The 24,183-nt window shown below is 69.5% G+C and carries 24 protein-coding genes; 13 read left to right on the top strand and 11 right to left on the bottom strand.

All coding sequences use genetic code 11. From position 1 onward, the window contains the following. Positions 1–57 precede the first annotated feature (57 nt). Positions 58–405 (top strand): hypothetical protein, encoded by a 348-nt coding sequence (locus OV208_RS02890; RefSeq protein ID WP_267572259.1) that lies wholly within the window; start codon positions 58–60, stop codon positions 403–405. After that, entirely contained in the window at positions 402–911 is a 510-nt protein-coding gene (locus OV208_RS02885) for a hypothetical protein (protein ID WP_267572258.1), read from the top strand. Before OV208_RS02890 ends, OV208_RS02885 begins: the two co-directional genes overlap by 4 nt. A 59-nt stretch (positions 912–970) precedes the next feature. Here the strand turns inward: OV208_RS02885 and OV208_RS41320 are convergent, their stop codons facing one another. Continuing rightward, positions 971–1,132: a helix-turn-helix domain-containing protein gene (locus OV208_RS41320; protein WP_420714953.1), complete on the bottom strand. Its 162-nt coding sequence runs from the start codon at positions 1,130–1,132 to the stop codon at positions 971–973. 759 nt (positions 1,133–1,891) lie between these two features. Here OV208_RS41320 and OV208_RS02880 point away from each other — a divergent pair. Together OV208_RS02880 and OV208_RS02875 are read left to right on the top strand one after the other, a co-directional pair. Continuing rightward, positions 1,892–3,223 carry an IS4 family transposase gene (locus OV208_RS02880; RefSeq protein WP_420714971.1) on the top strand — a complete coding sequence of 444 codons (1,332 nt, stop codon included), beginning with the start codon at positions 1,892–1,894 and terminating at the stop codon, positions 3,221–3,223. A gap of 138 nt (positions 3,224–3,361) precedes the next feature. Beyond that, a complete protein-coding gene (locus OV208_RS02875; RefSeq protein WP_267572256.1) occupies positions 3,362–3,793 on the top strand; it encodes a HEAT repeat domain-containing protein in 432 nt (143 codons plus the stop codon). 43 nt (positions 3,794–3,836) lie between these two features. On the opposite strand, the gene OV208_RS02870 is transcribed toward OV208_RS02875, so the two are convergent. The 4 genes from OV208_RS02870 to OV208_RS02855 all read right to left on the bottom strand — a co-directional run bounded on the left by OV208_RS02870 (position 3,837) and on the right by OV208_RS02855 (position 6,412). Further along, entirely contained in the window at positions 3,837–4,469 is a 633-nt protein-coding gene (locus OV208_RS02870) for an EcsC family protein (protein WP_267572255.1), read from the bottom strand. Between the two features lie 35 nt (positions 4,470–4,504). Further along, positions 4,505–4,945 carry a hypothetical protein gene (locus OV208_RS02865; protein WP_267572254.1) on the bottom strand — a complete coding sequence of 147 codons (441 nt, stop codon included), beginning with the start codon at positions 4,943–4,945 and terminating at the stop codon, positions 4,505–4,507. A gap of 116 nt (positions 4,946–5,061) precedes the next feature. Next, complete coding sequence (gene panD, locus OV208_RS02860; RefSeq protein ID WP_267572253.1) at positions 5,062–5,454, bottom strand: aspartate 1-decarboxylase; 393 nt, start codon at positions 5,452–5,454, stop codon at positions 5,062–5,064. Positions 5,455–5,569: 115 nt separating this feature from the next. Next, positions 5,570–6,412 carry an LEA type 2 family protein gene (locus OV208_RS02855; protein ID WP_267572252.1) on the bottom strand — a complete coding sequence of 281 codons (843 nt, stop codon included), beginning with the start codon at positions 6,410–6,412 and terminating at the stop codon, positions 5,570–5,572. 226 nt (positions 6,413–6,638) lie between these two features. Here OV208_RS02855 and OV208_RS02850 point away from each other — a divergent pair, with 226 nt between their 5' ends. From OV208_RS02850 to OV208_RS02830, 5 genes are all read left to right on the top strand, one after another. After that, positions 6,639–8,114: an alpha/beta hydrolase gene (locus tag OV208_RS02850; RefSeq protein WP_267572803.1), complete on the top strand. Its 1,476-nt coding sequence runs from the start codon at positions 6,639–6,641 to the stop codon at positions 8,112–8,114. Between the two features lie 20 nt (positions 8,115–8,134). Then, complete coding sequence (locus tag OV208_RS02845) at positions 8,135–8,869, top strand: ATP-binding cassette domain-containing protein (protein ID WP_267572251.1); 735 nt, start codon at positions 8,135–8,137, stop codon at positions 8,867–8,869. Continuing rightward, the gene (locus OV208_RS02840) at positions 8,866–10,038 is read left to right on the top strand and encodes an ABC transporter permease (RefSeq protein WP_267572250.1); all 1,173 of its coding nucleotides are present in this window, start codon (positions 8,866–8,868) and stop codon (positions 10,036–10,038) included. The genes OV208_RS02845 and OV208_RS02840 overlap by 4 nt, the downstream gene beginning before the upstream one ends. Before the next feature lie 103 nt (positions 10,039–10,141). Beyond that, entirely contained in the window at positions 10,142–11,215 is a 1,074-nt protein-coding gene (locus OV208_RS02835; RefSeq protein WP_267572249.1) for a DUF2804 domain-containing protein, read from the top strand. A 227-nt stretch (positions 11,216–11,442) separates the two neighbouring features. After that, positions 11,443–12,465, top strand: coding sequence for a hypothetical protein (locus OV208_RS02830; protein WP_267572247.1), 1,023 nt, complete (start codon positions 11,443–11,445; stop codon positions 12,463–12,465). Here the strand turns inward: OV208_RS02830 and OV208_RS02825 are convergent. The 4 genes from OV208_RS02825 to OV208_RS02810 all read right to left on the bottom strand — a co-directional run bounded on the left by OV208_RS02825 (position 12,457) and on the right by OV208_RS02810 (position 18,208). Beyond that, on the bottom strand, positions 12,457–13,815 hold the full coding sequence (locus OV208_RS02825) for a DUF6986 family protein (protein ID WP_267572245.1): 1,359 nt from the start codon (positions 13,813–13,815) through the stop codon (positions 12,457–12,459). The two genes, OV208_RS02830 and OV208_RS02825, sit on opposite strands and share 9 nt — an antisense overlap. Positions 13,816–14,441: 626 nt before the next feature. After that, positions 14,442–14,864 carry a hypothetical protein gene (locus OV208_RS02820; RefSeq protein WP_267572243.1) on the bottom strand — a complete coding sequence of 141 codons (423 nt, stop codon included), beginning with the start codon at positions 14,862–14,864 and terminating at the stop codon, positions 14,442–14,444. Positions 14,865–15,078: 214 nt separating this feature from the next. Continuing rightward, complete coding sequence (locus OV208_RS02815) at positions 15,079–17,631, bottom strand: M1 family metallopeptidase (protein WP_267572241.1); 2,553 nt, start codon at positions 17,629–17,631, stop codon at positions 15,079–15,081. A gap of 64 nt (positions 17,632–17,695) precedes the next feature. Then, positions 17,696–18,208, bottom strand: a complete 513-nt coding sequence (locus tag OV208_RS02810) for a hypothetical protein (protein ID WP_267572239.1) — start codon at positions 18,206–18,208, stop codon at positions 17,696–17,698. Between the two features lie 144 nt (positions 18,209–18,352). On the opposite strand from OV208_RS02810, the gene OV208_RS02805 reads away from it, so the two are divergent. The 3 genes from OV208_RS02805 (at position 18,353) to OV208_RS02795 (ending at position 21,536) form a co-directional block, all read left to right on the top strand. Then, positions 18,353–19,453, top strand: a complete 1,101-nt coding sequence (locus tag OV208_RS02805; RefSeq protein WP_267572237.1) for a hypothetical protein — start codon at positions 18,353–18,355, stop codon at positions 19,451–19,453. Positions 19,454–19,631: 178 nt separating this feature from the next. Then, the gene (locus OV208_RS02800) at positions 19,632–20,381 is read left to right on the top strand and encodes a CHAP domain-containing protein (RefSeq protein WP_267572235.1); all 750 of its coding nucleotides are present in this window, start codon (positions 19,632–19,634) and stop codon (positions 20,379–20,381) included. Positions 20,382–20,393: 12 nt separating this feature from the next. Then, the gene (locus tag OV208_RS02795) at positions 20,394–21,536 is read left to right on the top strand and encodes a transglycosylase domain-containing protein (protein ID WP_324291332.1); all 1,143 of its coding nucleotides are present in this window, start codon (positions 20,394–20,396) and stop codon (positions 21,534–21,536) included. Between the two features lie 20 nt (positions 21,537–21,556). Here OV208_RS02795 and OV208_RS02790 read toward each other — a convergent pair whose 3' ends face one another. After that, positions 21,557–22,513 carry a polysaccharide deacetylase family protein gene (locus OV208_RS02790; RefSeq protein WP_267572234.1) on the bottom strand — a complete coding sequence of 319 codons (957 nt, stop codon included), beginning with the start codon at positions 22,511–22,513 and terminating at the stop codon, positions 21,557–21,559. Between the two features lie 32 nt (positions 22,514–22,545). Beyond that, positions 22,546–23,028 (bottom strand): DoxX family membrane protein, encoded by a 483-nt coding sequence (locus OV208_RS02785; protein WP_267572232.1) that lies wholly within the window; start codon positions 23,026–23,028, stop codon positions 22,546–22,548. 95 nt (positions 23,029–23,123) lie between these two features. On the opposite strand from OV208_RS02785, the gene OV208_RS02780 reads away from it, so the two are divergent. Continuing rightward, positions 23,124–24,050, top strand: coding sequence for a LysR family transcriptional regulator (locus OV208_RS02780; protein ID WP_267572230.1), 927 nt, complete (start codon positions 23,124–23,126; stop codon positions 24,048–24,050). Positions 24,051–24,183: the final 133 nt, after the last annotated feature.

The raw sequence follows: 24,183 nt of genomic DNA, 5'->3' as shown, positions 1-24,183 counted from the left end.
CTCCTCGCTGAGGTTCGCCGAGCCCTGACGGCGTCGGCCTTGGCTCGTGTAGGGGCGATGGGCGACCCGGAACCCACCCTGTTCGAGAACTGGCACGGTCTGTACGACCCGGGCATCGGCAATCAGTGCGGCTACTTGCCAGAGGATGACAGCTCGAAGCCGCTCAACGCGCCGCCACCTGGACAGTGCGTCGATACCGATGCCGCCTACACGAGGACGGGAATCATCAAGATCCCGGACACGTACAGATGCGAGATCACCTGCGACAGCGAGGGTGGCTACGGGGGCCTTGCGTGCTCCTGCTGGTCCTTTCCGAAGAGGGACACGAACTACATCACCCCGGAGCAGCGGAAGGAATGGGGCTGGCCGCAGAACCCTTGGCTCGCCGTCGGGGGCGGGGAGTGAAGAACTACGTCCGCCTAGCGTTCGAGTATGTCGCCGTCCTCCTTGGTGTCGGCGCTCTACTTCTCGTGGATGTCGCGTTCATCGTGTCTCTGCTTCAGTGGCAAGCGTTCATCGCGATTGCCGTGTGCGCTGGGCTCATCGCGGCGGCGCCGCGTGCCTCCACCAGGATCCGCGTGGTGAAGGTGAGCGTGATCGTAGTCGCCGCAGTCGTCATCTCCATGATCGACTGGACCGTCGAGAAGAAGTTCGTGCGCATCCTCCAGACCCTCGAAGCCGGTATGCCCGAGGAGCAGGTGCGGGAGATCATGGTCAACTTTCCCGAGGGAACCGGATGGCCGGCGAACCCGCTTGACGAGCGCGCTGAGGCAGCCGGAGCGGATGACGAACTGCGGGTGCCGAAGCATCTGATCTTCCGGCCGACCACGAAGGCCGGGGACTCCAACTGGGGGATGGTGCAGCTTGGTGAGGATGGTCGGGTTGTTTCCGTAGGGTTCAGCCCGGACTGATCCGCTGTCACCTGCGCACAACCTTCACCTTCCGCCCCACCCACCCTCTGCCTCGGGCGTCAGGCCGCTGAATCCAGCCCAGGGTTGTGCTCCAGCGCCCAGGTCCTGGTGAGCGTCCGCCGGGGCACGTGAAGAGCCTGGGCGATCTCCCTCCAGCTCCGGCCGGTGGCGCGGAGGGCGGCCACGGCATGAGACCGCCGGGCCAGGTTCACATCGTACATGAATCAGGGACTGTCGCTTCCGGCCTATGCGTATGCGGCAAACAATCAGATGGGCCTTGTGGACCCCACCGGCAATCATCCTGGTGTGATTGTTGTTGGTGGCGCTGTGGTCGTCGCAGCCGGTGAGGCGCTTGTGTAAACGGGCGTCATTACGGCGGGTGTGTATTGTATTGTCACCCAATGCTTGGGCGATCTCGGGACGATGTTCAAGACGCGATGGTGCAAGGCGAAGGAAGCAATCGAAGCGATCTGCAAGAAGCCGAAGAAAAAGTGGTATGCCTGCGCGGCATCCTGCCAAGGCAATGGAGCTGTCTCTGGCGCAGACAAGCTGGTCGGCTGGTCGAATGAGAACTGTTCGGATTCCACCCGGCGGGCGAAGGTCACTGCGGCAGCGGCGGGTCAAGTGTATTCCCGGCACTGCTCGTGTATGGACACCGACGGGTTCATCGGCGAGGGCGAGAGATGTGAGAAGCACACGCGCTGAGCTACAGCAGTGCGTGGCAGGCAGTCCTTCTTGGTTTGAGAAATGGAATTCAAAAATGGCAGGGTCTGAGCCGCACCCCTCTAAACATCTTCGGCCTCGGCGCCCTGGGAGGAAGGCATGCAGGCTGGCGAGCGGGCGTGCGAAGGGACTGCTCCATCTGCACGTCCTGACCGCTGTGCGCAGGGGAGCGCCTTGGCCACATTGGGACTGGGGGTTCTACCGTCATGTTCGAGTCCATCGTGGAGCGCTTCCTTGCCCAGAGTCCACTCACCGTCATGGCCCGGGTGGTGCTGGAGCGTGCCTGTGACGCAGCGTGGGTGGATGCGGCGTTCCATGAGCACCGGGGCCGGCAGTATGAGCGCGAGCTGCTCTTCTCCGACGTCGTTGACCGCATGAGTCTGGTGGTGCTGGGCCTGCGCCCCTCGCTGCATGCGGCGGCGCAGCGGCATCGGCTGCCCGTCTCGGTGCAGGCGCTCTACAAGAAGGTGAACCGGACCGAACCAGCTGTCCTCAGGGCGCTGGTGCGTGGCGCATACGCGCGGCTTTCCCCAGTGCGCCGCGCGATGGGCCCGGGGGACGCGGTTTGCGAGGGGATGACCGTGCGCATCGTGGACGGCAACGACTTGCCGGCCAGTGACAAGCGGCTTTGCGCGCTGCGGGGTTTCCGGGGCGCGGCGATGCCGGGCCAATCCCTCGTGCTTTATGACCCGGACCTGGACCTGGTGGCCGACGTGCTGCCCTGGGAGGACGCGCATGACCATGAGCGCTCGCTGCTCAAGCACCTGCTGCCGCAAGTCGAGCCAGGCCACCTCTGGGTGGCGGACCGGGGCTTCAGCACGCGCTCGATTCTCCAGGCCTTCAGCGCGCGCGACGCCTTTTTGCTCGTGCGGGAGCACGCTCGCAATCCCTCGCCGACAGAGGAGGGCCCACGACGCAAGGTGGGGCGCATCGAAACGGGGACGGTCTTCGAGCAGCCCGTGTCCATCCCAGACGGAGCCGGTGGAGTGCTGCGACTGCGGCGCATCGAGATTGAGCTCGACACGCCAACCGACGACGGCGACGCAGTCATTCGGCTGCTGACGAACGTCCCGGCGGACCGCAAGGGGGCGACAACGCTCGCACGGCTGTACCGTACGCGTTGGCGGATTGAATGCCTTTTTGGCCGCTTGGAGTCTGTCCTTGAAAGCGAGCTGCGAAGCCTGGGCTCGCCCCGAGGAGCCCTGCTTGGATTCTGCGTCGCACTGGTGGCCTATGATGTATTGGCCCTTTTGCAGGCGGCAGTGCGGACCGCCCATCCCGTATGCGAGGAGAAGCCCATCTCCTCTTTCTACATCGCGGCCGAGTTGCGCGAGTACTACGGTGGAATGAAGGCCGCTCTCCCGGAGGAAGTCTGGCTGCCCTACGAAAGCCAGACACCGAAACGGCTGGCCCGGACGCTGGTGGACATGGCAAGGCACGTCGACCCAGCGATGCTCCTCAAGCACCCTCGCGGACCGAAGCCCAAGAAGAAGAAAGGCTACGCGCCAGCGAGCGAGGTGCGCCGGCAGGTCGCGACGTCACGCGTCCTCGCTGCCGGCACCGTCGACTACGTCAAAGAAGATGTTTAGAGGGGTGGGTCTGAGCCGCTGTCGGAAGAGCAGCGCGAGTCTGCGCTGAAGGACATTCAGGGGCCAGACCTCAGTGTCATCGTTCCAGCGGCCACGGCCCTGTCAGCGGATAAGTCGACCACATCGAGACTGCTCGAGTTGCTGGAGGTTGAGAGTCATGTGGATGCGAGGCATGGGATTCTCCATGCGCTTTCGTGGCACGCCGATCTCGGGACGTGGGGCCTCATGGTCCGCATCCTCGCGGACCCGCAGGAGGCACCCAAGGTGCGGGGGCAGGCTGCGGAGGGCCTGTCCTACATGGTCTATAAAGTGAAGATGGATTCGAGGGAGGCTGAAGTCGCCATTCAAGCGTTGCTCGTTGCCCTGAAGGACCCCTCGCCCGAGGTTCGCTACTGCGCTGTCCATACACTTGGCGCGACCGGGCATCTCCCGCTCGTTCCGGTGCTGAAGGAGATGTTGGCGGATCAGACCCCGGCGCCGGGGTGGGTCGGCACCGTGGGCGAGGAGGCGTCCAGGGCACTTGATTGGATTGAGAGGGCGCACTTGCAGCGCCTCAAGGACGGGCTCTGACGCCCTTGGCGCGACGTCGGAATGTAACGCCGCGCCCTGGACTTCAGTCCCCGCTCGCCCTGCGCTTCGCGGTCCGCGCCTTGGCGTGGGCCTTGTCGAAGCCTTCGTAGAAGCGCACGGCCTGCTCACCCACCATCTGGATGTGCTGGTTGTTGAGGTACGCGGTGATGGGCGCGGCGACCAGCGGCATGGCCCGGCCCAGCGTGTTCATGCCGCCCTTGGCGAGCAGCAGCGCCGCCAGCTTCCCCAGCACCTTGGGCCCGGAGCGGTGCAGCGGCCCCAGCCCGTTCGCGTAGCCGAACAGGTCCAACAGCTCTCCGCGCGCGCGCTCCGTCTTGAGGTTCGCCTTGTAGAGCGTGGCCACGTCGGTGAGCAGGATGATCTGCAGGTAGGCCATGAACACCAGGTCCGCCGGCAGGGAGATGAGGCCGAACACGCCGCTCACCCCGCCCACCATGCTGGCCAGGCTCTTCTTCTCATCCACCAGTCGCTGCGCCAGCTCCTTGGTGCTCGCGGACGGGTAGCGCTTCTCCAGCGCCGCCACGCGCACCTTGGCTCGCCCCACCTCGTCCTGGATGAGGTCCGAAAGGCGCACCGCGCCCAGCTTCTTCAGCTCCGCGGGGGTGAGCTTCTTCATGAAGCCCAGCCGCTCCGTCACGCCGTCGTAGAAGGCCATGTCCTTCTCCTTGGGCCGCGCTCGCGGCCTGTCGTCTAGTAACCCCGCTCGGCCAGGTACAGGTCCACCAGCGCGCCCTCTTCGTACCAGGCGTGCCGCATCTCCGCCTGGAACCACCGCGAGTCGGGACGCGCCTGACGGATCTCCACCTTCACCCGGTTGGGCCCCGTGTCGATGACCGACGCGCGCGCCTTGCACGCCGCGCCCGGCTCCTCGCCGAAGCCACCCTCCAGGCACACCTCGTCGCCCACCGACAGGCGCCGCGTGTACTCACTGGCCAGGTAGAACGCGTCGTCACAGCCGCTGCGCACGGAGGCCTTGCCCAGCGCGACGCAGCGGTTCTTGGCGGGCGCGGGGAAGACCGGCACGTTCGAGGACATCGCGTCCTCCTCGTTGGGGTCCTTCTGGTACATCGCCGACCTGCAGCTCGTGCCCACACACGCCAGGGCCAGCAGGCCCGCCCACGTCCACCTCATCGCGCCATCACCTCCGGGACGGGGGATGCCCGCGCCCCCACGCCTACAGGAAAGGGTGGGGAGCATGGCAGACGGGGCCAGGGCCGGCAAAAGGAGCCGGACCCCGGTGGCTGTCCTCAGGCGATACGGCGCGCGGGCCCGGGGATTTCCTCGGTGATGCCGGGAACGATGCGGTTCTTGCCGTCCACGAACACCACCGTGGGCTTCCAGGCGGCGGCCTCCGCATTCTCCACTTCCGCGAAGGTGGCCAGGATGACCAGGTCGCCCGGCTGGTTGAGGTGCGCGGCGGCGCCGTTGATGCAGATGACGCCGCTGCCGGACGGACCCTCCAGGGCGTAGGTCTCCAGACGGGTGCCGCGCGTGACGTTCCACACCGCGACCTTCTCGTTCGGGAGGATGTCCGCGGCCTGGAGCAGGTCGCGGTCGATGGTCACCGAACCCTCGTAGTCGAGGTCGGCCTGGGTCACCGTCGCGCGGTGGATCTTGGACTTGAAGAGGATACGGCGCATGGCGGGGGGCCCTCCGGAAGCGGCGTAACCGTAACGGCTCCCCCGTCCGGGGACAACATCCCCGGTGGCCCGCGCACCGCCTGCTCCCCTGCAAGCCCCCCACCCCGGGGCCTGGCTACTTGGTGAAGTTGACCAGCTGGCTCAAGTTCAGGGGCACGGACTGCGCGTCCGAGGTCAGGTTGCCCGTCATGCTCACCTGCGCGTTGCCGCCCGAGCGCAGGGCCATGGCCGCCGACGCCGCGCTCGCGAAGTTGATGGTCAGGGGCAGCGTCACCTGCTTCGTCCCGCTGCCTTCGAGCATGCCCAGGTTGCCCGTGGACAGGGTGCCCACGTTGGCGCCCGCCACCTTGATGGCGCCGGTGATGCCCGCCACCGGCAGGGGGAAGCTGTTGCGGTTGGTGATGGACAGGGGGAACTGCACCGTGGCCCCACTCAGCGTGACGTTGGTGATGCGCGGGGACTGGAACTGCACCTGGGGAATCTTGGGCACCGGGAACGTGCCCTCCTTCTCCAGCGGGAACTTCAGCACGCCCAGCGGCGTCTGGATGCCCAGCGTGCCCTGCGCCTTGAAGGCCGCCGCGTCCTTGTTGAGGAACGTGGTCACCACCGGCGCGATGTCCGCGAACTTCACGTTGGCCGGGAACACCAGCTCGCTCTTGCCGTTGGACTTGAGGTTCATGCCGTTCTTCGGCTTGCCCGCGACCAGCTGCTTGCCCTCCACGAAGAAGGCGTAGTCCACCGACGCCAGCTTCAGGCCCAGGCTGTTGGGGTTGTCCACCTCGTACACCAGGTCCACCGTGGCATCCGACAGCGACGCATTCGCCAGCCGCGCCGTCTTGAACTTCATCGTGGGCTTCTTGAAGGCGCCGTTGAGCAGGCTCTGGAGCGCGGCACAGCCGCTGAGCATGGTGATGGACAGGGCGAACAAAACCAGGAACGCGCGATTCTTCATGGGCATGGGCGTAGCAGAGGACGCACCCCGGGCGCGCGGGATTCAATCGCGTCCGGGACCGGGCCTCCGGCGGCGAGGGTGCACCTTCCGCACACCAGTGGTATGCGGCCAGGGACTCCCCCGCGCCGGAGGTTGGCCCTCAGTGACAGGTGGCATCTTCTCTCACCCCCTCGCCACCTCTTCGGGAGCGCCCGGCGGGCTCTCGCGTGGGCCTTGGGCGCTCTTCGCGCTGATGGTGCTGCTGGCGCTCGCTGGCTGCTCCCGCCCGTCCAACGGGGCCACCCCGGAGGCTCCGGGAGGCGCTGGAACGGCCTCTGCCGCGATGCGGCGCATGGCCCTGAAGCCTTGCCGCCTGGACGGGGTGGCCGCGCAGACGCTGTGCGGCACGCTGGAGGTCTTCGAGGACCGGGCCGCCGCGAAGGGACGGAAGATTTCCCTGCGCGTGGTGGTGGTGCCCGCGCTCGCGTCGCAGCCCAAGGAGGATCCGCTGTTCTTCCTCGCGGGCGGCCCCGGCCAGGCGGCCTCGCGCACGCGCATCCTGCCCGCGCTGGAGCGGATCCGCCGTCAACGCGACATCGTCTTCGTGGATCAGCGCGGCACGGGGGATTCGAACCCGCTGGACTGTGACGCGCTCAATCCTTCGCGCGTGTCATTGGCGGAGCGCTTCGCGGACCGCGAGGACGCGGACGTGCTGCCCCAGTGTCGCAAGGGCTGGGAGGCGGACGAGCGGCTCTACACCACGTCCATCGCGATGGATGACCTGGACGACGTGCGCGAGGCGCTGGGCTACGCGAAGGTGAACCTGTGGGGCGTCTCCTACGGGACGCGCGCGGCGCTGGTGTACATGCGCCAGCACCCGGACCGCGTGCGCACCGCCATCCTGGATGGCGTGGCCCCCATGGGGCAGTACCTGCCGCTGTACGCCGCGCGCGACGGCCAGCGCGCCCTGGACTTGCTGCTGGAGTCGTGCACGAAGGACACCGTCTGCGCGACGGCGTACCCGGACCTGAGAGCGCGCACCGAGGCGCTGCTCGCGAAGCTGGACGCCGCCCCCGCGAAGGTGCACCTGGCCCATCCGCGCACGGGCGTGACGGAGGACTTCGTCCTCTCCCGGCGAGTCTTCTTGTCGGAGCTGTTCTCGCTGCTCTACAGCCCGGACGTCGCGTCGCTGGTGCCGCTGATGCTGGACCGCGCGTCGAAGGAGGACTGGACGACCTTCGTCGCGCTGTCGCTGGGCCTCACGGACGAGGTGGCCCGCACCACCAGCCAGGGCCTGTACCTGGCGGTGGTGTGCGCGGAGGACGCGCCCTTCTTCACGGAAGTGGACGCCGAGCGCGAGGCGAAGGGCACCTGGTTCGGCTCACGCATGGCGATGGACGTGAAGAAGGCGTGCGCGCAGTGGCCCGAGTCCAAGGTGCCGAAGAGCTTCCGCGAGCCGGTGGTGTCGGACATCCCCACGCTGCTGTTGTCCGGTGAGTTGGATCCGGTGACGCCGCCGCCCTGGGGTGAAGAGGCGAAGCGGACGCTGTCGCACAGCCTGCATGTGGTGGTGCCGGGGCTGGGACACAACACGGTGGGCGCGGACTGCGCGCGCTCGCTGATGGCGGAGGTGCTCACGCGCGGCAGCGTGGAGGGCCTCACGCCCGACTGTGGGAAGGGCCTGAAGCGGCCGCCCTTCTTCACCTCCTTCGCCGGCCCCGTGCCGTAGGTCAGGAAAGCCGTGCGCCCATGATTGAAGCCAGGAACCTGCACAAGCAGTTCGGCAAGGTGACCGCGGTGGAGGACGTGACGTTCACCGCGGAGGACGGCGTCATCACCGGTCTGCTCGGCCCCAACGGCGCCGGCAAGACGACGACGCTGCGCATGCTCTACACGCTCATCCGCCCCGACAGTGGCACCGCCACCGTGGACGGCGTGGACGTGGCGAAGGACCCGGAGAAGGCCCGGCGCGCGCTGGGAGTCCTGCCGGATGCGCGCGGCCTCTACCCGCGCCTCACCGCGCGCGAGCACGCCCGGTACTTCGGCGAGCTGCACGGGCTGTCCGGCGCCTCGCTGGATGCGCGCGTGGAGGAGCTGGTGGAGCTGCTGGACATGAAGGACATCGCGGACCGGCGCACGGAGGGCTTCAGCCAGGGCGAGCGCGTGAAGGTGGCGCTGGCGCGCGCGCTGGTGCACGGGCCGCGCAACGTGCTGCTGGATGAGCCCACCAACGGGCTGGACGTGATGGCCACGCGGTCGGTGCGCACGCTGTTGCGCAGGCTCAAGGCGCAGGGCTGCTGCGTGGTGTTCTCCAGCCACGTGATGCAGGAAGTGGCCGCGCTGTGCGACCGCATCGTGGTGGTGGCGCGGGGGCGGGTGGTGGCGGACGGGACGGCGGATGCCCTGCGCGCGAGCACCGGCAAGGACAGCCTGGAGGAAGCCTTCGTGAGCGTGATTGGCAGCGAGCAGGGGTTGCGCGAATGAGGCGGCTCGTCGGGACGGTGCTGCGCAAGGAAGTGTACGACCACGTGCGCGACCGGCGGACGCTGGGCTCCGCGTTGCTCTTTCCGCTGTTGGGCCCGCTCGTGTTCCTGGTGATGTTCAACGTGATGGCCTCCTGGTACCGGCAGGACCGGCCGCTGGAGATGCCGGTGGTGGGCCGCGAGCACGCGCCCAGCCTGATGGCCTTCCTGGAGCGCTACGGCGCCAGGCTGTCGGAGGCGCCGAAGGACTACGAAGCGCTGGTGCAGGCCGGCAAGCTGGACGTGGTGCTGGTGGTGCCGGACGACTACGCGCAGGACTTCGCCGAAGGGCACACCGCGGCGGTGCGGCTGGTGGTGGACAGCTCGCGCAACAAGGCGCGCCAGTCCGTGCAGCGCGCGCAGCGGATGCTGGCGGTGTATTCGCAGCAGACGGGCAGTCAGCGCCTGTTCGCGCGCGGCGTGTCACCGGAGCTGGCGGTGCCCGTGCGCGTGGATGAGCTGGACCTGTCCACCCCGGAGAAGACGGCGGCCACGGTGCTCACCACCATCCCGCTGTTCCTGGTGATGGCGGCGTTCGCGGGCGGCATGCAGTTGGCCAGCGACACCATGGCGGGAGAGCGCGAGCGCGGTTCGCTGGAGCCCCTGCTGCTCAACCCCGCCCCTCGCGGCGCGGTGGTGGCGGGCAAGTGGCTGGCCACGTGCGCGATGGCGGCCACGGGCGTGATGCTGTGTCTGCTGGGATACTTCCTGGTGGTGAAGCGCGTGCCCCTGGAGGACCTGGGCGTACGTGCCCGGTTCGACGCGCCGGCCGCGCTGGGGATGCTGGCGGCGGTGCTGCCGCTGGTGCTCGCCGCGTCCGCGGTGCAGATGTGGGTGTCCACGTACGCGCGGTCGTTCAAGGAGGCGCAGACGTACCTGTCACTCCTGATGGTGCTGCCCACGCTGCCAGGGATGATGCTGGCCCTGTCGCCCATCCAGACGCAGACGTGGATGTTCGCGGTGCCGGTGCTGGGCCAGGAGATGCTCGCCGCGGAGGTGATGCGCGGTGAAACATTGGGGCCGGTGCCCTTCCTGCTCGCGCTCGTGTCGTGCCTGGTGGTGGCGGCGGTGGCCCTGCGCTTCACCACGCGGCTGTTGTCCCAGGAGCGCATCATCTTCGGCCGGAGCTAGCAGGCAGGCTCGTGGCGGCAAGCTCCCCGCGAGTGTCGTCGGGGCGCCGGTTGTCATCCTGTTCGCGTGACAGGGGCGGCGAAGTGCCGTCCAATGAGACGTGATGACGCCCGAGCGAGAAGTCGAAGCCCTCCTGCCCCTCGCCCCGACGTCGGTGGCCTCCTCGCAAGGGGAGCCCCGGTTCGGGACGTATCAAGGCGAACTGCCCGAAGTGGACCTGCCCCGCCTGCTGGGCAAGTGGGCCCCGGGACGCACCACGCGCCTGCTCAAGCGCAAGCGCTGGCACTACACCTTCGTCGCCACGCAGGAGGTGGCGGCCCTCTTCGCGGTGGTGGACCTGGGCTACACGGCCAACGCCTTCGCGGTGGCGGTGGACCTGCAGGAGAAGAAGCCCCTGTGCGACGTGAGCTTCCTGGGCGTCCCCGGGCCGCTCGCCGAGGTGAGCGACAAGCCGGGCGCGGGCCTCACGGCGGCGTTCCGCACGCTGGGCGGCAAGATGTCCGTCAAGCGCGGTGAGGCCGACGAGCGCTACCAGGTGGAGGTCGACGTCAGCCGCATGCGCACGCAGTCGCTCCAGACCTTCCAGTGGAAGGGCGAGCTGCTGGTGGCGGGCGGCCCTCCGGCGCTCACCGTCATCGCGCCGGTGGCGGGCGACGGGCTGGTGAACGTCACGCAGAAGCGCAGTGGCCTGTTGGCCTTCGGCAGCCTGGAGGCGGGCGGCAAGCGCTTCCGGTTGGACGGCGGCGTGGGCGGCATGGACTACACGCAGGGCTATCTGGCGCGGCACACCGCCTGGAGGTGGGCCTTCGCGGCGGGCCGGCTGCCGGACGGCACGCCCCTGGGCATCAACCTGGTGGAGGGCTTCAACGAGGGCGCCACCGAGGCCAACGAGAACGCCATCTGGCTGGGAGACAAGCTCTACCCGGTGGGCCGCGCGCGCTTCGAATACAACGCGAAGGAGCTGTTGGATCCCTGGCGCATGACGACGGACGACGGCGCGGTGGACCTGCGCTTCAAGCCCATCTACGTGCACCGCGAGGAGCGCAACCTGCGCCTCATCGTGAGCCACTTCGCCCAGCCGGTGGGCTTCTTCGAGGGCACCGTGCGCGTGGGCGGCCGTGAGCTGGCGGTGTCCAATGTCCCGGGCGTCAGCGAGGACCAGGACATGCTCTGGTAGGTGCGGAGTTGAGGCGCGGCCTGTCCCGGCTGGAAGCGGCCGCGCATGCGCGTGGCGCGAAGCCTTGACGCCGTCGCCATGATTCAAGGAAGCACTGGGCGCGCGGTGTAGGCTTGCGAGCCCTTGTCTGCCTTTGAGGAGGACCTCGCGCCATGTCCTGCCCGCACTGTGGTCAGCCGCTTCCTGAAGACCCGCCGTCGCGGACGTGTCCCCATTGTGGCCGGACCGTGACGCGGGCTGGGGACGCGCCGGATTCGCCGGTGATGGATGATGTGGCGCAGAAGGCGCAGCAGGCCGTGGACTCGGCGGGCCGCGCGGTCCAGGGCGTGCTGGACGACCCACGGTTGCGCGAGCGACTGCCTGGAGGCTCGCTGCCGCTGCTCGGCGCGGGGCTGGTGTCGGCCGCGGTGCTGGTGCCGGTGCTGCCCTTCGTGGGCGGTGGGCTGGACCTGCCGTGGGCGGTGTTGATGCTGGTGGCGGCCGGGATGTTGGGGGCGCGCGAGTGGAGCGCCGCGGGCAGGCCGCTGCCAGAGGCGCTCAAGCCGGTGGTGTCATGGGCCGCGCACCCGGCGTTCCTGCCGATGTTCACCGCGCTCACCGTGACGCAGGCGTTCCTGTCGCTGGGGCTGGGCGTGGCAGCCCTGTTGTGGGTGCTGGCGGCGCTGGTGGTGGGCTCCGTGCAGTGGCGTGCATTCCGGCTGTCATCGGCGGCGTGGGCGGAGCTGCCTCGGCGTCCGACGGAGGTGCGGCTGAAGCGGTGGGTGTTCGCGGGCGTGACAGCGTGCGCGCTGGGGCTGCTGCTGCCGTGGAGCGCGTGGTCCGGTTCTCTGGTGCCCACGGCGTATCTGCACCGCGAGCGCACCATCACCGTCGATGACAACTTCGGCCGGGAGATCCACGACGACCACCAGTGGAAGTTCAACACCCTGGTGTTCCCGTCCACGCGCGGTGGCGGCAGTGGACGGGGCCGGATGGGGGCGACGGGCGTGGTGCTGGGGTTGCTGGCGCTGGGCGTGCTGGCGTCGGTGAGGCGTGCGCGTCAGGCGGTGCCCACGGTGGTGGCGCCGGTGTTCGCGGGCCTCATCACCTTCTGGGCGTTGACGGGCCTGTCGGCGAGGCCCGGTCCGTGGTTGTTCCTGCTGGGCATCCTCGCGGTGGACGTGGCCGTGGCGCGCGAGTGGTTGGGGCACCGGGGCGCGGCACAGCCTCCGGAGCCTCCGGAGCCTCCGGAGCCTCCGGCGTCAGCGTGACGGGGTGGCGCGGGCCTCGACGATGGCGCGGAAGGAGCGGCGGTGCAGCTCCTCCAGCGTCAGGCCGGTGGCTCGGACCTCCTCTTCGGTGAGGGCGCCGCACGCGAGGCCGCGCAGGAAGAAGTTGAGCAGGCCCTGGCCGGTGGCGGCGTCGTCGAACACGCCCCCGAGCATCGTGGCCTGGGCGGCCTTGTCCACGAACGCCTTGAGTCGCTGGGACGATGGCTCCAGGCCCTCCAGGAAGAAGGCGTAGACGGCGGCGTAGCGCACCGGGAGCTGGGCGGGGTGCAGGTCCCAGCCCTGGTAGTACGCGCGCTCCAGCGAGTGGCGCGTGTTGCGATAGGCCACCTGCCACGCACGGTGCACGGCGTCGGTGTTCTCGCGCCGCTGGGTGGGGAGCAGCGGGGTGTCGCCCTGTTTGCGGTGCGGGCCCACGGGCATGACGGTGGTGGCGCCGTCGGACAGGCGCACGCCGGTGCCGGCGAGGAGCACCTGCACGGTGTCGCGCAGGTAGTCACAGGCGGGGTGGAGCATGCCCTGCACGTGCGCGCTGACGTTGAGGGCGGCGGTGTAGTCGTAGGAGCCCAGGTGCACGTGGGAGCAGCGGCCCTCGCCCGCTTCCACGAGGGAGCGCAGGTGGGGCCGGCCGCGGGCGTCGAAGAGGGCCTGGGGTGTCTCCACCATCAGCTCCAGCATCAGCGCGCCGGAGGGCAGTCCGTGGACGGACTCCAGTTCGGACAGCAGGTGCGCCAGGGCGGTCACCTGTTCGGGCACGGTGACCTTGGGCAGGGTGACGACGAAGGACGGAGGGAGTCTGCCGCCGGTGTGCTCCAGCAGGGCGGTGACGAAGAGGTCCAGGGTGCGGGAGGCGCGGGCGTACAGCTCTTCGGTGAAGGACTTCACGCGGATGCCGATGAACGGGGGTAGGGTGCCCTGCTCCAGGCCGCGAGCGACCTCCTGCGCGGCGGAGACGGCGTGGGCGTCCTCCTCGGCGTCGGGGCGGTGGCCGTAGCCATCCTCGAAGTCGAGGCGGAAGTCCTCCACGGGTTCGCGCTCCAGCTTGTCCACGACGCGGGCGTAGACGCGCTGGGCGAAGCCGCCGTGCTGGGGCAGGCCCAGGCCATGGGCGAGCTGGGCGCCGTCAGCGGCGTGGTCGCGCAAGGAAGCGAGGGCGATGTCGCCCATCTTCCGCGCCGTGTTGGCACGGAAGAGGTGGGCGCCGCCGTACACGGTGTGCACCGGCTGTCGCTGCGGGGACTCACCCGGGTACACGCGGGCGAAAGCCGTGTTGGCGCGGCGCAGGGCGTCGCGGGAGGCGGCGGAGCGTTCGGGGGTGAGCGTGGTCTTCATGGGGCTCCAATGCCTCCGTCGGTCGGGAGGCGCGGCTCCTGCGGGGATGCCGGGATCATGGTGCGGGTGCCCCCATCGGAGGGGGTGGGCAGGAAGCGGGGAGGCGGGCCTCCCGGTTGTGGGCCCGGAGGCGGTGGCGTGCCGGGCGCCGCATCCTCGCCTGCATCTTCCTGGGTGGGTGGGGGATTCAGGGGGGGCTCCGGCTGACCATCGAGGATGCGTCGCAGGAGCCGGCCATCCTCATGGAAGGCGTACTTCGCGCCGGAGTGCAGGGCGGGGACCTGCTGGCCACAGGCGGCCGGGTCTTCCTCGATGCGGATGAAGATGACGCCCTGCTCACGGAGGATCCGGTAGCGGTGTGACTCCGGCCGGTCCCAGCACGGCGTGGAGGGGGTGGGGGCGGAAGGAAGTCCGTGGTCGCGACGGAGAGGGCACGCAGGACGGGACCGTCCAGTTCGTACGCCCTCCCCGAGTCCTTCACGGATTCCACCTTGCCGTTGTCGAAAGAGGGAAAGGCGAGCGAAGGCTCCTGTTCCACCAGCTCGGGACGATGCGCCTTCATGCAACCGCAGAACATCAATCCAGATACGAGGAAGAGATGGCGCAAGTGCATGAGGGAGACAGTCCTACTGCCATTGGATGCGGTAGTTCGTGTCATCGAGCCAGCGGAGCGTGGCGATCTGCTTGCGCTGCCATCGTTCCCCCTCCCGCGAGGTCCATCGGATGAGCTGCCCGGTAGCTGGAATGTACTGGAAGAAGCCGTCGCACGTGGGCTGCGTGGTGTCATGGCCCTTGGAGAAGAACGCGATGATGGAAAGTGGAACGGGGCCTGCCCGCGTGGTGACGGTCAGTCCATGGACATCCGCCATGGCGACGGCGAAACGGATGTCGAAGTCGGAGAGCTCGTTCTCGAAGGGATGGTTGTGGAGGATGAAGACGTAGCCCAGGCTTTCGGCAGGGTGACGCGAATCCGCCACGACCGGTGGAAGCGCGCAGCTCCTTTTGCGCGGATCATCCTGCACCGCGCTGGTGGCCAGCATGCTCAGCACGCATACGGCCCATGCCCGGGAAGGGGGCCTGGGATGCTTGCCAGGCGTTCCCCGAGGGATGGCTGGATGACGCCGGGTGGGGGCCGGGAGGCTGAGCACCCCAGCCCCAATGCCACACAGCCCAGGAGCGACCTCCACATCGGTTCTCCTCACGAGGCACCGAGAAGGGCGCGCCAAGTCTCCTGATAGCACGCCCCGCCCGGCTGTCTTCACCTCACGGCCGGCGCTTCAGCCATGCGGATACCTCTGGGGACACGCGCTCGCGCAGCACCACGTCCTGGGTCAGCCGCTCCAGCGTCTGCGCCGTGGCCTGCTGCGCCTCCGGGACCGGGTTCGCCTGGAGCAGGGCCTTCACCTGCTCCAACTGCTCGTGCGTGCGCAAGAGGCCCAGGCCTTCCACCACCCGGCGCAGCAGCATGGGCGCCGCGCCCGTGCGCGCGACAATGTCCTTCCAGCGCGCCTGCAACTGCTGCCACCACGCGTCGCGCCCGGTGCGGTTGCCCAACAGGCCCGTCGCGAAGCTCGCCACGTCCTGCGTCTTCACCGTCTCCGAGAACAACAGCGACTGCGCCCGCTCCGTCAGCTTCGCATCCTCGAAGGACGTGAGCGCCATCAGGTAGCGCCGCTGCGTCGCGGGGTCCGGCTCCGTCGGCATCCGCTTGAGCAGCTCGTCGAACAACGCCGCGTCGCCCGCCCGCGCCACCATGCCCACCGCCGTGTCCAGCAGGTTCGCGTCCAGCGCCGTGTTGTCCCCCTGGAGCATCCTCGCCACCAGCGGCCGTGACTCCGCCAGCGTCTCCGGGCTGCGCGCCAGTCCACCCACCGCGCGCACCAGCGCCGCCCTGCGCAGCCGCACCCGGTCCGGCTCTCCCTTCATCGACTGCCAGCCCAGCTTCTTCAGCCCGCCGCCGAGCAGCGACTCCACCCACCGGCGGAAGCGCTCCTGGTCCTCGCCCTCCGTCAGCCGGTTCTCGATGTACCCGAGCCGCCCGATGAGTTCGTCCAGCACCGCCTCGTCCTCCTCGTCGCCGAAGCGCCCCGCCAGGTCCAGCAGGTCCGCCACCGGCGCCTGTCCCGCGCGCACCAGCGCCCAGGTGTCCGCCAACAGCGAGATGCGCTCCGACGGCGCCAGCGTCTCCAGGTGCGCCGCCAGCTTGTCCAGCGCTGGCTTCTCGTACGCCACCCGGTAGAAACCCGTGGAGCCGCCGTTCGCGCACAGCCACTTCACCTCGCCCGTGCCGTCCAGCGTCACCGTCGTGCTTGAGTCGCGGAACAACACGCGCTGCTCACGCACCCCCGCGCTGTCCTCGAAGCGCAGCACCATGGGCACCGGCCACGTCTCCGGGCTCTTCACCCCCGGCTCCGAATAGTAGCGCCGCTGCGTCAGCTCCACCTTGCGCCCCTCCACCTTCACCGACACCATCGGGAAGCCGCTCTGGCCAATCCACGCCGTGGCCAGCTCCGACACCGGCTGCTTCGCCGCCTCCCCCAGCGCGTTCCACAGGTCGTCCTTCACCGCGTTCGCGCGCGCGTGCTTGCGCATGTACAGCCGGATGCCTTCGCGGAAGGGGACCTCGCCCAGGAACCCTTCAATCATCCGCAGCACCGCGCCGCCCTTCTCATACGTAATCGCGTCGAAGCTCTCACCGGCCTCGCCCGCGTTGCGCACCTCACCGTGGATGGGGTGCGTGGACTTGAGCGCGTCCAGCGCCAGGGCGCTCGCCCGGTGCGCGTCGAAGTCCAGCCACATGCGCCAGTCCGGCCGCCACTGGTCGACAATCTTGAACGCCATCCACGTCGCGAACGCCTCGTTGAGCCAGAGGTCGTCCCACCACACCATCGTCACCCAGTTGCCGAACCACTGGTGCGCCAGCTCGTGCGTCACCACCTCCGCCACCCGCTTCTGCACCGACAGGGGCGCGGTGGCCGGGTCCAACAGCAGCGCCACCTCCCGGTAGGTGATGAGGCCGGCGTTCTCCATCGCGCCCGCCTCGAAGTCCGGGATGCCCACCTGGTCCACCTTGCCAAAGGCATACGGCAGCCCGAAGTACTCCTGGAGCCGGGGCAACACTTGCAGCGCCGCGTCCTGACCGAACTTCGCCAGGTGCGCCTTCTCCTTCAGCGCCCACGTGCGCACCGCCACGCCTTCGGCCTTCTCCTCGGGCGTGCCGACGAGCGGGCCCACCACCAGCGCGATGAGGTAGGAGCTGAGCAGCTCCGTCTCCTGGAACGTCACCTTGCGCAGCGCTCCGTCCGCCTCGTCCTTCACCACGCGACCGTTGCCCAGCACCGTGTGGCCCGGCGGCACGCGCACCGTGAGGGCCCAGTGCGCCTTGAAGGCAGGCTCGTCGAAGCAGGGGAACAGGCGCCGAGCGTCCGCGGCCTCGAACTGCGTCGCGGCCACCTGACCCGCCGCGTACAGGCCGCGCAGGCCGTCGGAGAAGTGGCCCGTCCACAGCACGTCCAGCGTGGCGGCGCCCGCGGGCAGGGGCGCATCGAAGGTGAACACCACCGTCTCGCTCACCGGCATCACGCGCGCGGACGCGGGCTTGCGCGTGTCGTTGCCGGAGCGGAAGGTGACCTCGCCCAGCTCCAGCGCGTTGGCGTGGAGGATGATCTCCGTCGTGGGCTGGGACAGCTCCAGCTCCACGCGCTCTTCGCCCGTGAACGCGCGGCCCTCCAGGTCCAGGGTCACCGTCGCCGTGTAGCGGCGTGGACGGAGGGTGGTGGGCAGGCGGAAGTTCTTGTCGTCGGTGGGATGCGCCATAGGGGCGCGAATCTAGCGCCGGCCGCGCCTTGTGCTCGCGCTCCATTTCCCAGTGTCCGCCGCTTCACGGCGATTCGGCCTCGGGCACCGGGGGGACGAGCTGCCGGAAGAGGCTCGATTCCCGCTGGAAGAATCCCTCTGTGTGGAACGAGGCGGACAGCTCCAGCCAGAGGAAGTCCAGGTGATGACAGAGCTCGTGCAGGAACGTGCGCAGGTACGTGCGAAAGGCCACCACCCGCCCCCGGCGCGCGGTGCGCCGCCATACCTGGATGCGGGGCCGCTGCCCGGGCGCCCAGCTGTAGAGCCCATGCAGCTCCCCCGCGTCGTCCGAGGGCCGCGTCTCCAGCACCTCCACCGCCACCCCCGGCACCCCCAGCTTCCGGGTCAGCGCTTCGCCCAGCGCCGCCGTCGCGTCCTGCAGCGCCTTCAGGTCCCCGGACCCCAGCGCCTCGCGCACCGCGTCCACCCGGGGCCGCAGCGTGGCCGGGGCCCGGAGCGGCACCTCCGTGACGGCGTCGCTCTGGCGGTAGAGCCGCTGCTCGGCCGGTGACAGCCGCTGGTAGTAGGCGAAGCGCACCGGGTGGAGCCTAACCCCGCCCCGACGGGGAGGCCGTACATTGGCCCTGGCGCACCTCCACCGGGCGACACCGCCGTTGGCCGGCGAGCACGCCCGGGGCGACCCGGATGGCCTTGCCGGGAGCGCTCGCGCAGACTGGCGGGCATGGTCTCCCGTCTCTTCCACGTGGTCCTGCTGGCGTTGGTCACCGTGCTGGGGTTGTCCTTCGCGAACGCGATCTCCGGCGTCTCCGTGCGCGGGCTGGAGTGGCTGCTGGACGCGGCGGTCTACTCGCCGCTGTCCCGGGTGGAGTCGGGGGTGGCCCGGCGGCTGTTGGAGTGGGGGGCGCTCGCGCTGACCGGGGTGTTGTTGGGGGTCCTTCAGTCGCGCGTGCTGCGCAAGGCGGGCCTCCAGGCGTCCGGGTGGGTGACGGTGACGGCGCTGGGGCTCGCGGTGGGGCTGGTCGGCTCTCGCGCGCTGGCCACGAGCCTGGGGGTGTCGCAGGCGCTGGCGCCCCTGGGGTTGGGCGTGGTGATGGGCCTGGCGCAGTGGTCCGTGCTGCGGCGCGAAGCCCAGGGCGCGGTGGTGTGGGTGGCGGCCTGCGCGGTGGGGTATGGCCTGGCCGGGCCGGCGACGGCCTGGGGCGAGCGCACCCGGCAGGCGGCCCGGGCGGCGGGTCAGCTCCGGCAGCTGTCCTCCATCTCCTGGACGGCGCAGGGCATGGCGGTGGTGGCGCTCGCGTTGTGCATGGCCATCGGGGCCGCGTTCATCCTCGCGAGCCTGCGCACGCAGGTGCTGCCGGGCCCGCGCTCGCGGATGCCCGGTGCGGTGGCGCAGTGGGCGGTGCTGGGGGTGTTCCTGCCCTTGTTGATCACCATGGAGGCCCGGGCCCGGTCGGGTGACATGGGGGGCCCCTCGCGCCACAGGGTGTCGCACCAGCGCATGGCGCTCTCCATGCCGGGGTGGAAGCCGGAGGCCGACACGCAGCCTGGCACCGAGACGCCCTCGTCGGGTTCGGTCGTGTACAGCCCGGGATGCACCGGTCGCGGCTGCGGGCCGAGCAGGGCCGCCGATGATTCCGACGTCATGCCTCCCTCCTCGTACACCGAGAGCATCCAAGCGCCGAGCATCGACGATGCTGTGGACCTGGTGGCTCCCGACGACGCGCCGGATGACGTCCTTCATCCCGAGGCGCAGCCGGCCTCCGCGCCCTTCAGGACGCGCCACAGCCACTTCCAGGCCGTGAACGCCGAGGGGTACCAGTAGGACCCGTTGCCGTAAGCCTCGTCGCGACGGGCTCCTTCGGGGCTCGCGAGTCCGCCGCGTCCCTTCGACGCTGAACCTCCGCCAGGGCGCGGAGGCAGGGCGCGCCGTTGCCATGGGTGGGAACTTCCTTGCCCACCCATGCAGGCGCCGCGAGCACACCCCGTCCTGAGATGGACACGTGGGGCCCGGTGTGGGCCGGGCACGCCTGTTGCTCTGTCGCGAGCGCATGGGACGAGGCGTGTGGGTGGGCGCGTTGGTGAGCGCGCTGGTGTGGGGGGGCGCGGCCGAGGCCGCGAACAAGGCGACGGCGACGAAGCGGGCCACGCCGGTGGTGCTAGCGGAGCGGGCGCTGTGGCGGGCGAAGTCCTGGGTGGGGCTGACGACGCTGGCGTCGGTGAGTCAGACGATGAACGACGACTGCTCGGGGATGGCGCGGCTGGCCTTCCAGCAGCGGCGGTTGGACCTGCTGCCCGACGACGTGATGCCGGAGGAGAACGGCGTCACCGCCATCCACCGCAAGGCGCAGGCGCTGGGCATGCTCACGGAGGCGCCCACGCCTGGGGCGCTGGTGTTCTTCAAGGAGACGTTCGACCGCAACCGCGATGGGCTCATCAACGATGGCCTCACGCACATCGGCATCGTGGAGCGGGTGGGCGCGGACGGCACGGTGACGTTCGTGCACAAGTCCGGGGGGCTGGTGAAGCGCTCGCGCTTCAACCTCCTGCAGCCGGAAGCGCGCCGGGATGAGAAGGGTCGCGTCGTCAACGATTGGCTGCGCCGCAAGGGGAAGAAGACGCGCGGCTACCTGGCCGGAGAGCTGGTGGCGGGCTTCGCCGCCGTGGACGAGCGCTGGCGCTCGCCCGAGCCGCAGCAGCGTCTGGCCTCCGTCCAGTTCGTGAAGGGTGACGCCACGGGCGCCCGGCGCTAGACACGGCTGGCGATGTCCAAGGTCGAAGCCGAAGGTCCGCCCGAAGCCCCGAACTCCGAGCCCGGCTCGGAGCCCACTGCCGCGTCCACCCCGGGCATGGAGTCCACGGTCTCCAGCGCGACGCCGACGTCTGGCGCGGAGCCTGACGCGCCCGGTGCTCCCGCCCCGGTCGCGAGGTCCAGCGCCGGAGCCGTTGCCGGGCCGGCGGCTTCCGCCGGCGAACCCGACACCTCCGCGAGGCTCATCGCTGGAGCCAGGGCCGGTCCTGCTGCATTCGCTGGTGAACTCGACACCTCAGCGAGGTCCGGTGTCGGTCCCGTATCGTCCCCGCCATCGCCGCCGGAAGTCCCCGCGCCGTCACTGCGTCGGCGGTGGGGGCGCTGGGTCCTGGGAGGCCTGCTGCTCGCGGGGCTGGGGCTCACCACGCACGCGTACGTCACGCTGCCGGACGCGCGTCCCCTGGCGAAGGAGAACCCGAAGACGACGGCGCTGATGGATCAGCGGGCGGACGAGGCGCGCGAGGCAGGACGCAAGCCCCGCCGTCGCCAGCAGTGGGTGTCCCTGTCCGCCATCTCCAAGCCCGCGGTGGACGCGGTGCTCCTCTCCGAGGACGCGAGCTTCTACCTGCACGACGGCGTGGACACGGTGGAGCTGGCGCGAGCGGTGGGGCAGGCGGTGGAGGAGGGCAAGCTGGGCCGGGGCGCGTCCACGCTCACGCAGCAGCTGGCGAAGAACCTCTGGCTGTCCACGGACCGCAGCCTGCTTCGCAAGGCGAAGGAGCTGATGCTGGCCCACCGGCTGGAGGAGGCGCTCACCAAGCAGCGCATCCTCACGCTGTACCTCAACGTCGTGGAGTGGGGAAACGGCGTGTATGGCATTGAGGCCGGAGCGCGCGAGCACTTCGGCGTGTCCGCGTCCCAGCTCACCGTGGCCCAGGGCGCGGTGCTTGCCTCGATGCTGCCGTCTCCGCGCAAGCGCTCCCCGTCGAGCGGTTCGAGCGCGCTGTTGAAGCACTCGCACCGCGTGGTGCATGCGCTCAAGGTCTACCGCCGCATCAGCGCGGACCAGGAAGAGGCCGCGCACAAGGAGGTGGACCGGTTGCTCGGCCGCGCGTCCGAGGACACTGGCGACGACGCGGACGAGGACGGTCCGTAGCGTGAAGTGAGGGGGCCGGCTCAGGTCCCCGCCTGCTCCAGCGTCCAGCGTGCCAACTCATCCTTCCGCGCGAACCAGACGCCCGGCTGGCGCTGCGCGTAGCGGATGAACTCCTCCAGCATCTTCACGCGTCCCGGCCTGCCGGAGATGCGGTCATGCATGCTCACGGACATCATCCGGCGGCGCCCACCCGCTTCGGCGTACAGCGCGTCGAATTCGTTCTTGAGCTCGCTGGCGAACTGCTCGGCGATGTAGTTGCGCAACTCGAAGCTGATGATGTCGTTCATGCCCAGCGTGTAGGGCACCACAGCGAAGGGCTTGCCCCGCACGTCCACGACGAAGGGCTCGTCCCGGCTCACGTCGTCAATGTGATACAGGAAGCCCAGGTCCTGGAGGATCTCCAGCGTCCGGGGCGTGCCCCGCATCCAGAAAGCGTTGAAGCCCACCGGCGTCTGTCCTGTGGCCCGCTGGATGGCGCGCACGTTGGCCTCGTAGGAGGCGCGCTCCTCCTCGGGCGTCATGGAGAACTGGGGCGTCCACGTCTGTCCATGCGCCGCGGCCTCATGCCCGCGCTCCACGATCTCCTTCGCCAGCGCCGGGTTGCGCTCCACCGCCTGCCCCACCATGTGCGAGGTCACGTGGATGCCCCGCCGCGCGAACATCTCCAGCAGGCGCGGGATGCCCTCCCTCACGCCGTACTCGTACCAGGTGGCCACAGGCAGGTCCGGGTACTTCGGGTCGATGGGAGGGAACGGACTGCTCGCGCCGCGCTCGGGCTGCGCGCCGGATTCGAACTGGAGGGACAGGGAGATGGCCAGCCGTGCCCCGTTCGGCCAGAAGCCCTTCTTCGTGGAAACGGTGGGCTCCTTCTTGCCGCGCGTGGGAGCTTCCGGCGCGGCGGCGCTCGCGGTGCGTGACATCGCGAGCGCACCCGTGGCCAGGGCGCTCTGTGACAGGAATTGACGTCGGGTGCTCATAGGGGACTCCAGGGCAGGGCAGGGGAAGGAACTCAGGACACCGGATGCGAAGTGGCGGCCGTGACGGGCAATCGCAGCCGGTCCAGGGACAGCCGGTTGAAGCGGGCGGTGCCCAGCAGCGCGGCGTAGAAGCCGACGTAGAGCATCTGCACGCTCAGCGTCTCCCACTCCCCGCGCAGCGCCGTGCCGAAGACGAGCGCCATCATCAGCAGTCCTCCGGCGGCGAGCACGGGGCGCGTCAGCAGGCCGACAAGGAGCAGCGCGCCCACCAGCGTTTCAGCGAAGGGCAGGACGAGCGCGAAGGGGCGCACCAGCGCCGTGGGCATCAGGGAGCCTGTGAAGGCCTTCACCAGACTGTCGGCGAAGACCCCGGGTCCGCCCACCAGCCGGAGGACTCCGTGCAGCAGGATGTTGAGGCCCAGGGTGACGCGCAGCAGGGCGTAACCGGCCTCGCCATCGGTGAGGCCGAACAGGTGTCCGGACTCCGGGGGCGTTTCAGTGGAAGGCGTTCGCATGGTTTCTCCTCCGGGAGCGCGTCGTGCGCGCCCCGTGGTCCTTCTCTTGCGCCGCGCGGTCCGGATTGGGAACGTGGCCCCGAGGAACGACGCCTGTGCCCCAGCGGAAAAGAACGACGCCCCTGCTGTTCGATGAGGTCATGCCCCTGCACGCCTTCGTGCGCGCCGTGGAGGACGGAGGCTTCTCCGCTGCGGCTCGGCGCCTGGGCCTGACACCCTCCGCGGTGAGCAAGCAGGTGGCCCACCTGGAGTCCCGTCTGGGCGCTCGCCTGCTACGGAGGACCACGCACCACGTGAGCCTCACGGAGGCGGGCAGCCTCTTCTACGAACACTGCCGCCGGGTGCTGTCGGAGCTGGAGGATGCCGCGCTGTCGGTGACGGCCCTGGACGAGCGGCCCCGGGGGCTGCTGCGCATCGCCGTGCCCGCAGTGCTGGGCGAGGTCCAGGTCGCCGCCATGGCCGCCGCATTCCAGGCCGTCCACCCCGACGTGCAGGTGGACCTGGACGCCAGTGATCGGCTGGTGGACCTGGTGGAGGAAGGGTTCGACGTGGCGATCCGCATCGCGGACGAATTGAAGGACAGCACGCTGGTGGTGCGGCGGCTCGCTCCCGAACAGCGCATCCTCTGCGCGAGTCCCGCGTATCTCCAGCGGCGCGGGACTCCGAGCACCCCGGACGACCTGATGGCGCACGACTGCCTGGTCTTCAAGCGCGGCCAGGGCCCCATGGAGTGGCAGCTCGAAATCCCCGGCGGTCGTCGCGGCCTGCGCGTGTCTGGACCCTTCCAGGCCAACAACAACCTCATCCTGCGACAGGCCGCCCTCCAGGGGCGCGGTATCGCCAACCTGCCCGTGTATCTGGTGCGGGACGAACTGCGCGCGGGCACGCTGGTGCCGTTGCTTCCGGACACCCCGGTGGTCGGGCGCGGCATCTTCCTGGTCCATCCCCACCGCCGGCTCATCCCCGCGAAGGTGCGCGCCTTCGTGGAGTTCTGTCTCCAGGCCTTCGAGCGCTTGCGCTGAACCACGCGCTTCAGCGCCCCCAAGGGAGGGCCGTCCCAGGGAGGCGCTGAAGCGTTGCTACAACCCACCCACCGCGTTCCCAGATTCGGCACAAGCAACGCATCCGCTCTGGAAAACGGGGACGAGCTTTCAT

It is taken from the genome of Corallococcus sp. bb12-1 (assembly GCF_026626765.1).
Taxonomy (GTDB): domain Bacteria; phylum Myxococcota; class Myxococcia; order Myxococcales; family Myxococcaceae; genus Corallococcus; species Corallococcus terminator.
The sequence above is the reverse complement of the archived record's forward strand: the minus strand, read 5'-3'. Positions and strand labels throughout refer to the sequence as shown.

Excerpts from the sequence above, each read along its gene's own strand:
- OV208_RS02890 (WP_267572259.1), top strand. The coding sequence starts at position 58 with ATGGGCGACCCGGAACCCACCCTGTTCGAGAACTGGCACGGTCTGTAC.
- OV208_RS41320 (WP_420714953.1), bottom strand. The coding sequence starts at position 1,132 with ATGTACGATGTGAACCTGGCCCGGCGGTCTCATGCCGTGGCCGCCCTC.
- OV208_RS02880 (WP_420714971.1), top strand. The coding sequence starts at position 1,892 with ATGGCCCGGGTGGTGCTGGAGCGTGCCTGTGACGCAGCGTGGGTGGAT.
- OV208_RS02870 (WP_267572255.1), bottom strand. The coding sequence starts at position 4,469 with ATGGCCTTCTACGACGGCGTGACGGAGCGGCTGGGCTTCATGAAGAAG.
- OV208_RS02865 (WP_267572254.1), bottom strand. The coding sequence starts at position 4,945 with ATGAGGTGGACGTGGGCGGGCCTGCTGGCCCTGGCGTGTGTGGGCACG.
- panD (WP_267572253.1), bottom strand. The coding sequence starts at position 5,454 with ATGCGCCGTATCCTCTTCAAGTCCAAGATCCACCGCGCGACGGTGACC.
- OV208_RS02855 (WP_267572252.1), bottom strand. The coding sequence starts at position 6,412 with ATGCCCATGAAGAATCGCGCGTTCCTGGTTTTGTTCGCCCTGTCCATC.
- OV208_RS02850 (WP_267572803.1), top strand. The coding sequence starts at position 6,639 with ATGGTGCTGCTGGCGCTCGCTGGCTGCTCCCGCCCGTCCAACGGGGCC.
- OV208_RS02845 (WP_267572251.1), top strand. The coding sequence starts at position 8,135 with ATGATTGAAGCCAGGAACCTGCACAAGCAGTTCGGCAAGGTGACCGCG.
- OV208_RS02840 (WP_267572250.1), top strand. The coding sequence starts at position 8,866 with ATGAGGCGGCTCGTCGGGACGGTGCTGCGCAAGGAAGTGTACGACCAC.
- OV208_RS02835 (WP_267572249.1), top strand. The coding sequence starts at position 10,142 with ATGACGCCCGAGCGAGAAGTCGAAGCCCTCCTGCCCCTCGCCCCGACG.
- OV208_RS02825 (WP_267572245.1), bottom strand. The coding sequence starts at position 13,815 with ATGAAGACCACGCTCACCCCCGAACGCTCCGCCGCCTCCCGCGACGCC.
- OV208_RS02815 (WP_267572241.1), bottom strand. The coding sequence starts at position 17,631 with ATGGCGCATCCCACCGACGACAAGAACTTCCGCCTGCCCACCACCCTC.
- OV208_RS02805 (WP_267572237.1), top strand. The coding sequence starts at position 18,353 with ATGGTCTCCCGTCTCTTCCACGTGGTCCTGCTGGCGTTGGTCACCGTG.
- OV208_RS02795 (WP_324291332.1), top strand. The coding sequence starts at position 20,394 with ATGTCCAAGGTCGAAGCCGAAGGTCCGCCCGAAGCCCCGAACTCCGAG.
- OV208_RS02790 (WP_267572234.1), bottom strand. The coding sequence starts at position 22,513 with ATGAGCACCCGACGTCAATTCCTGTCACAGAGCGCCCTGGCCACGGGT.
- OV208_RS02785 (WP_267572232.1), bottom strand. The coding sequence starts at position 23,028 with ATGCGAACGCCTTCCACTGAAACGCCCCCGGAGTCCGGACACCTGTTC.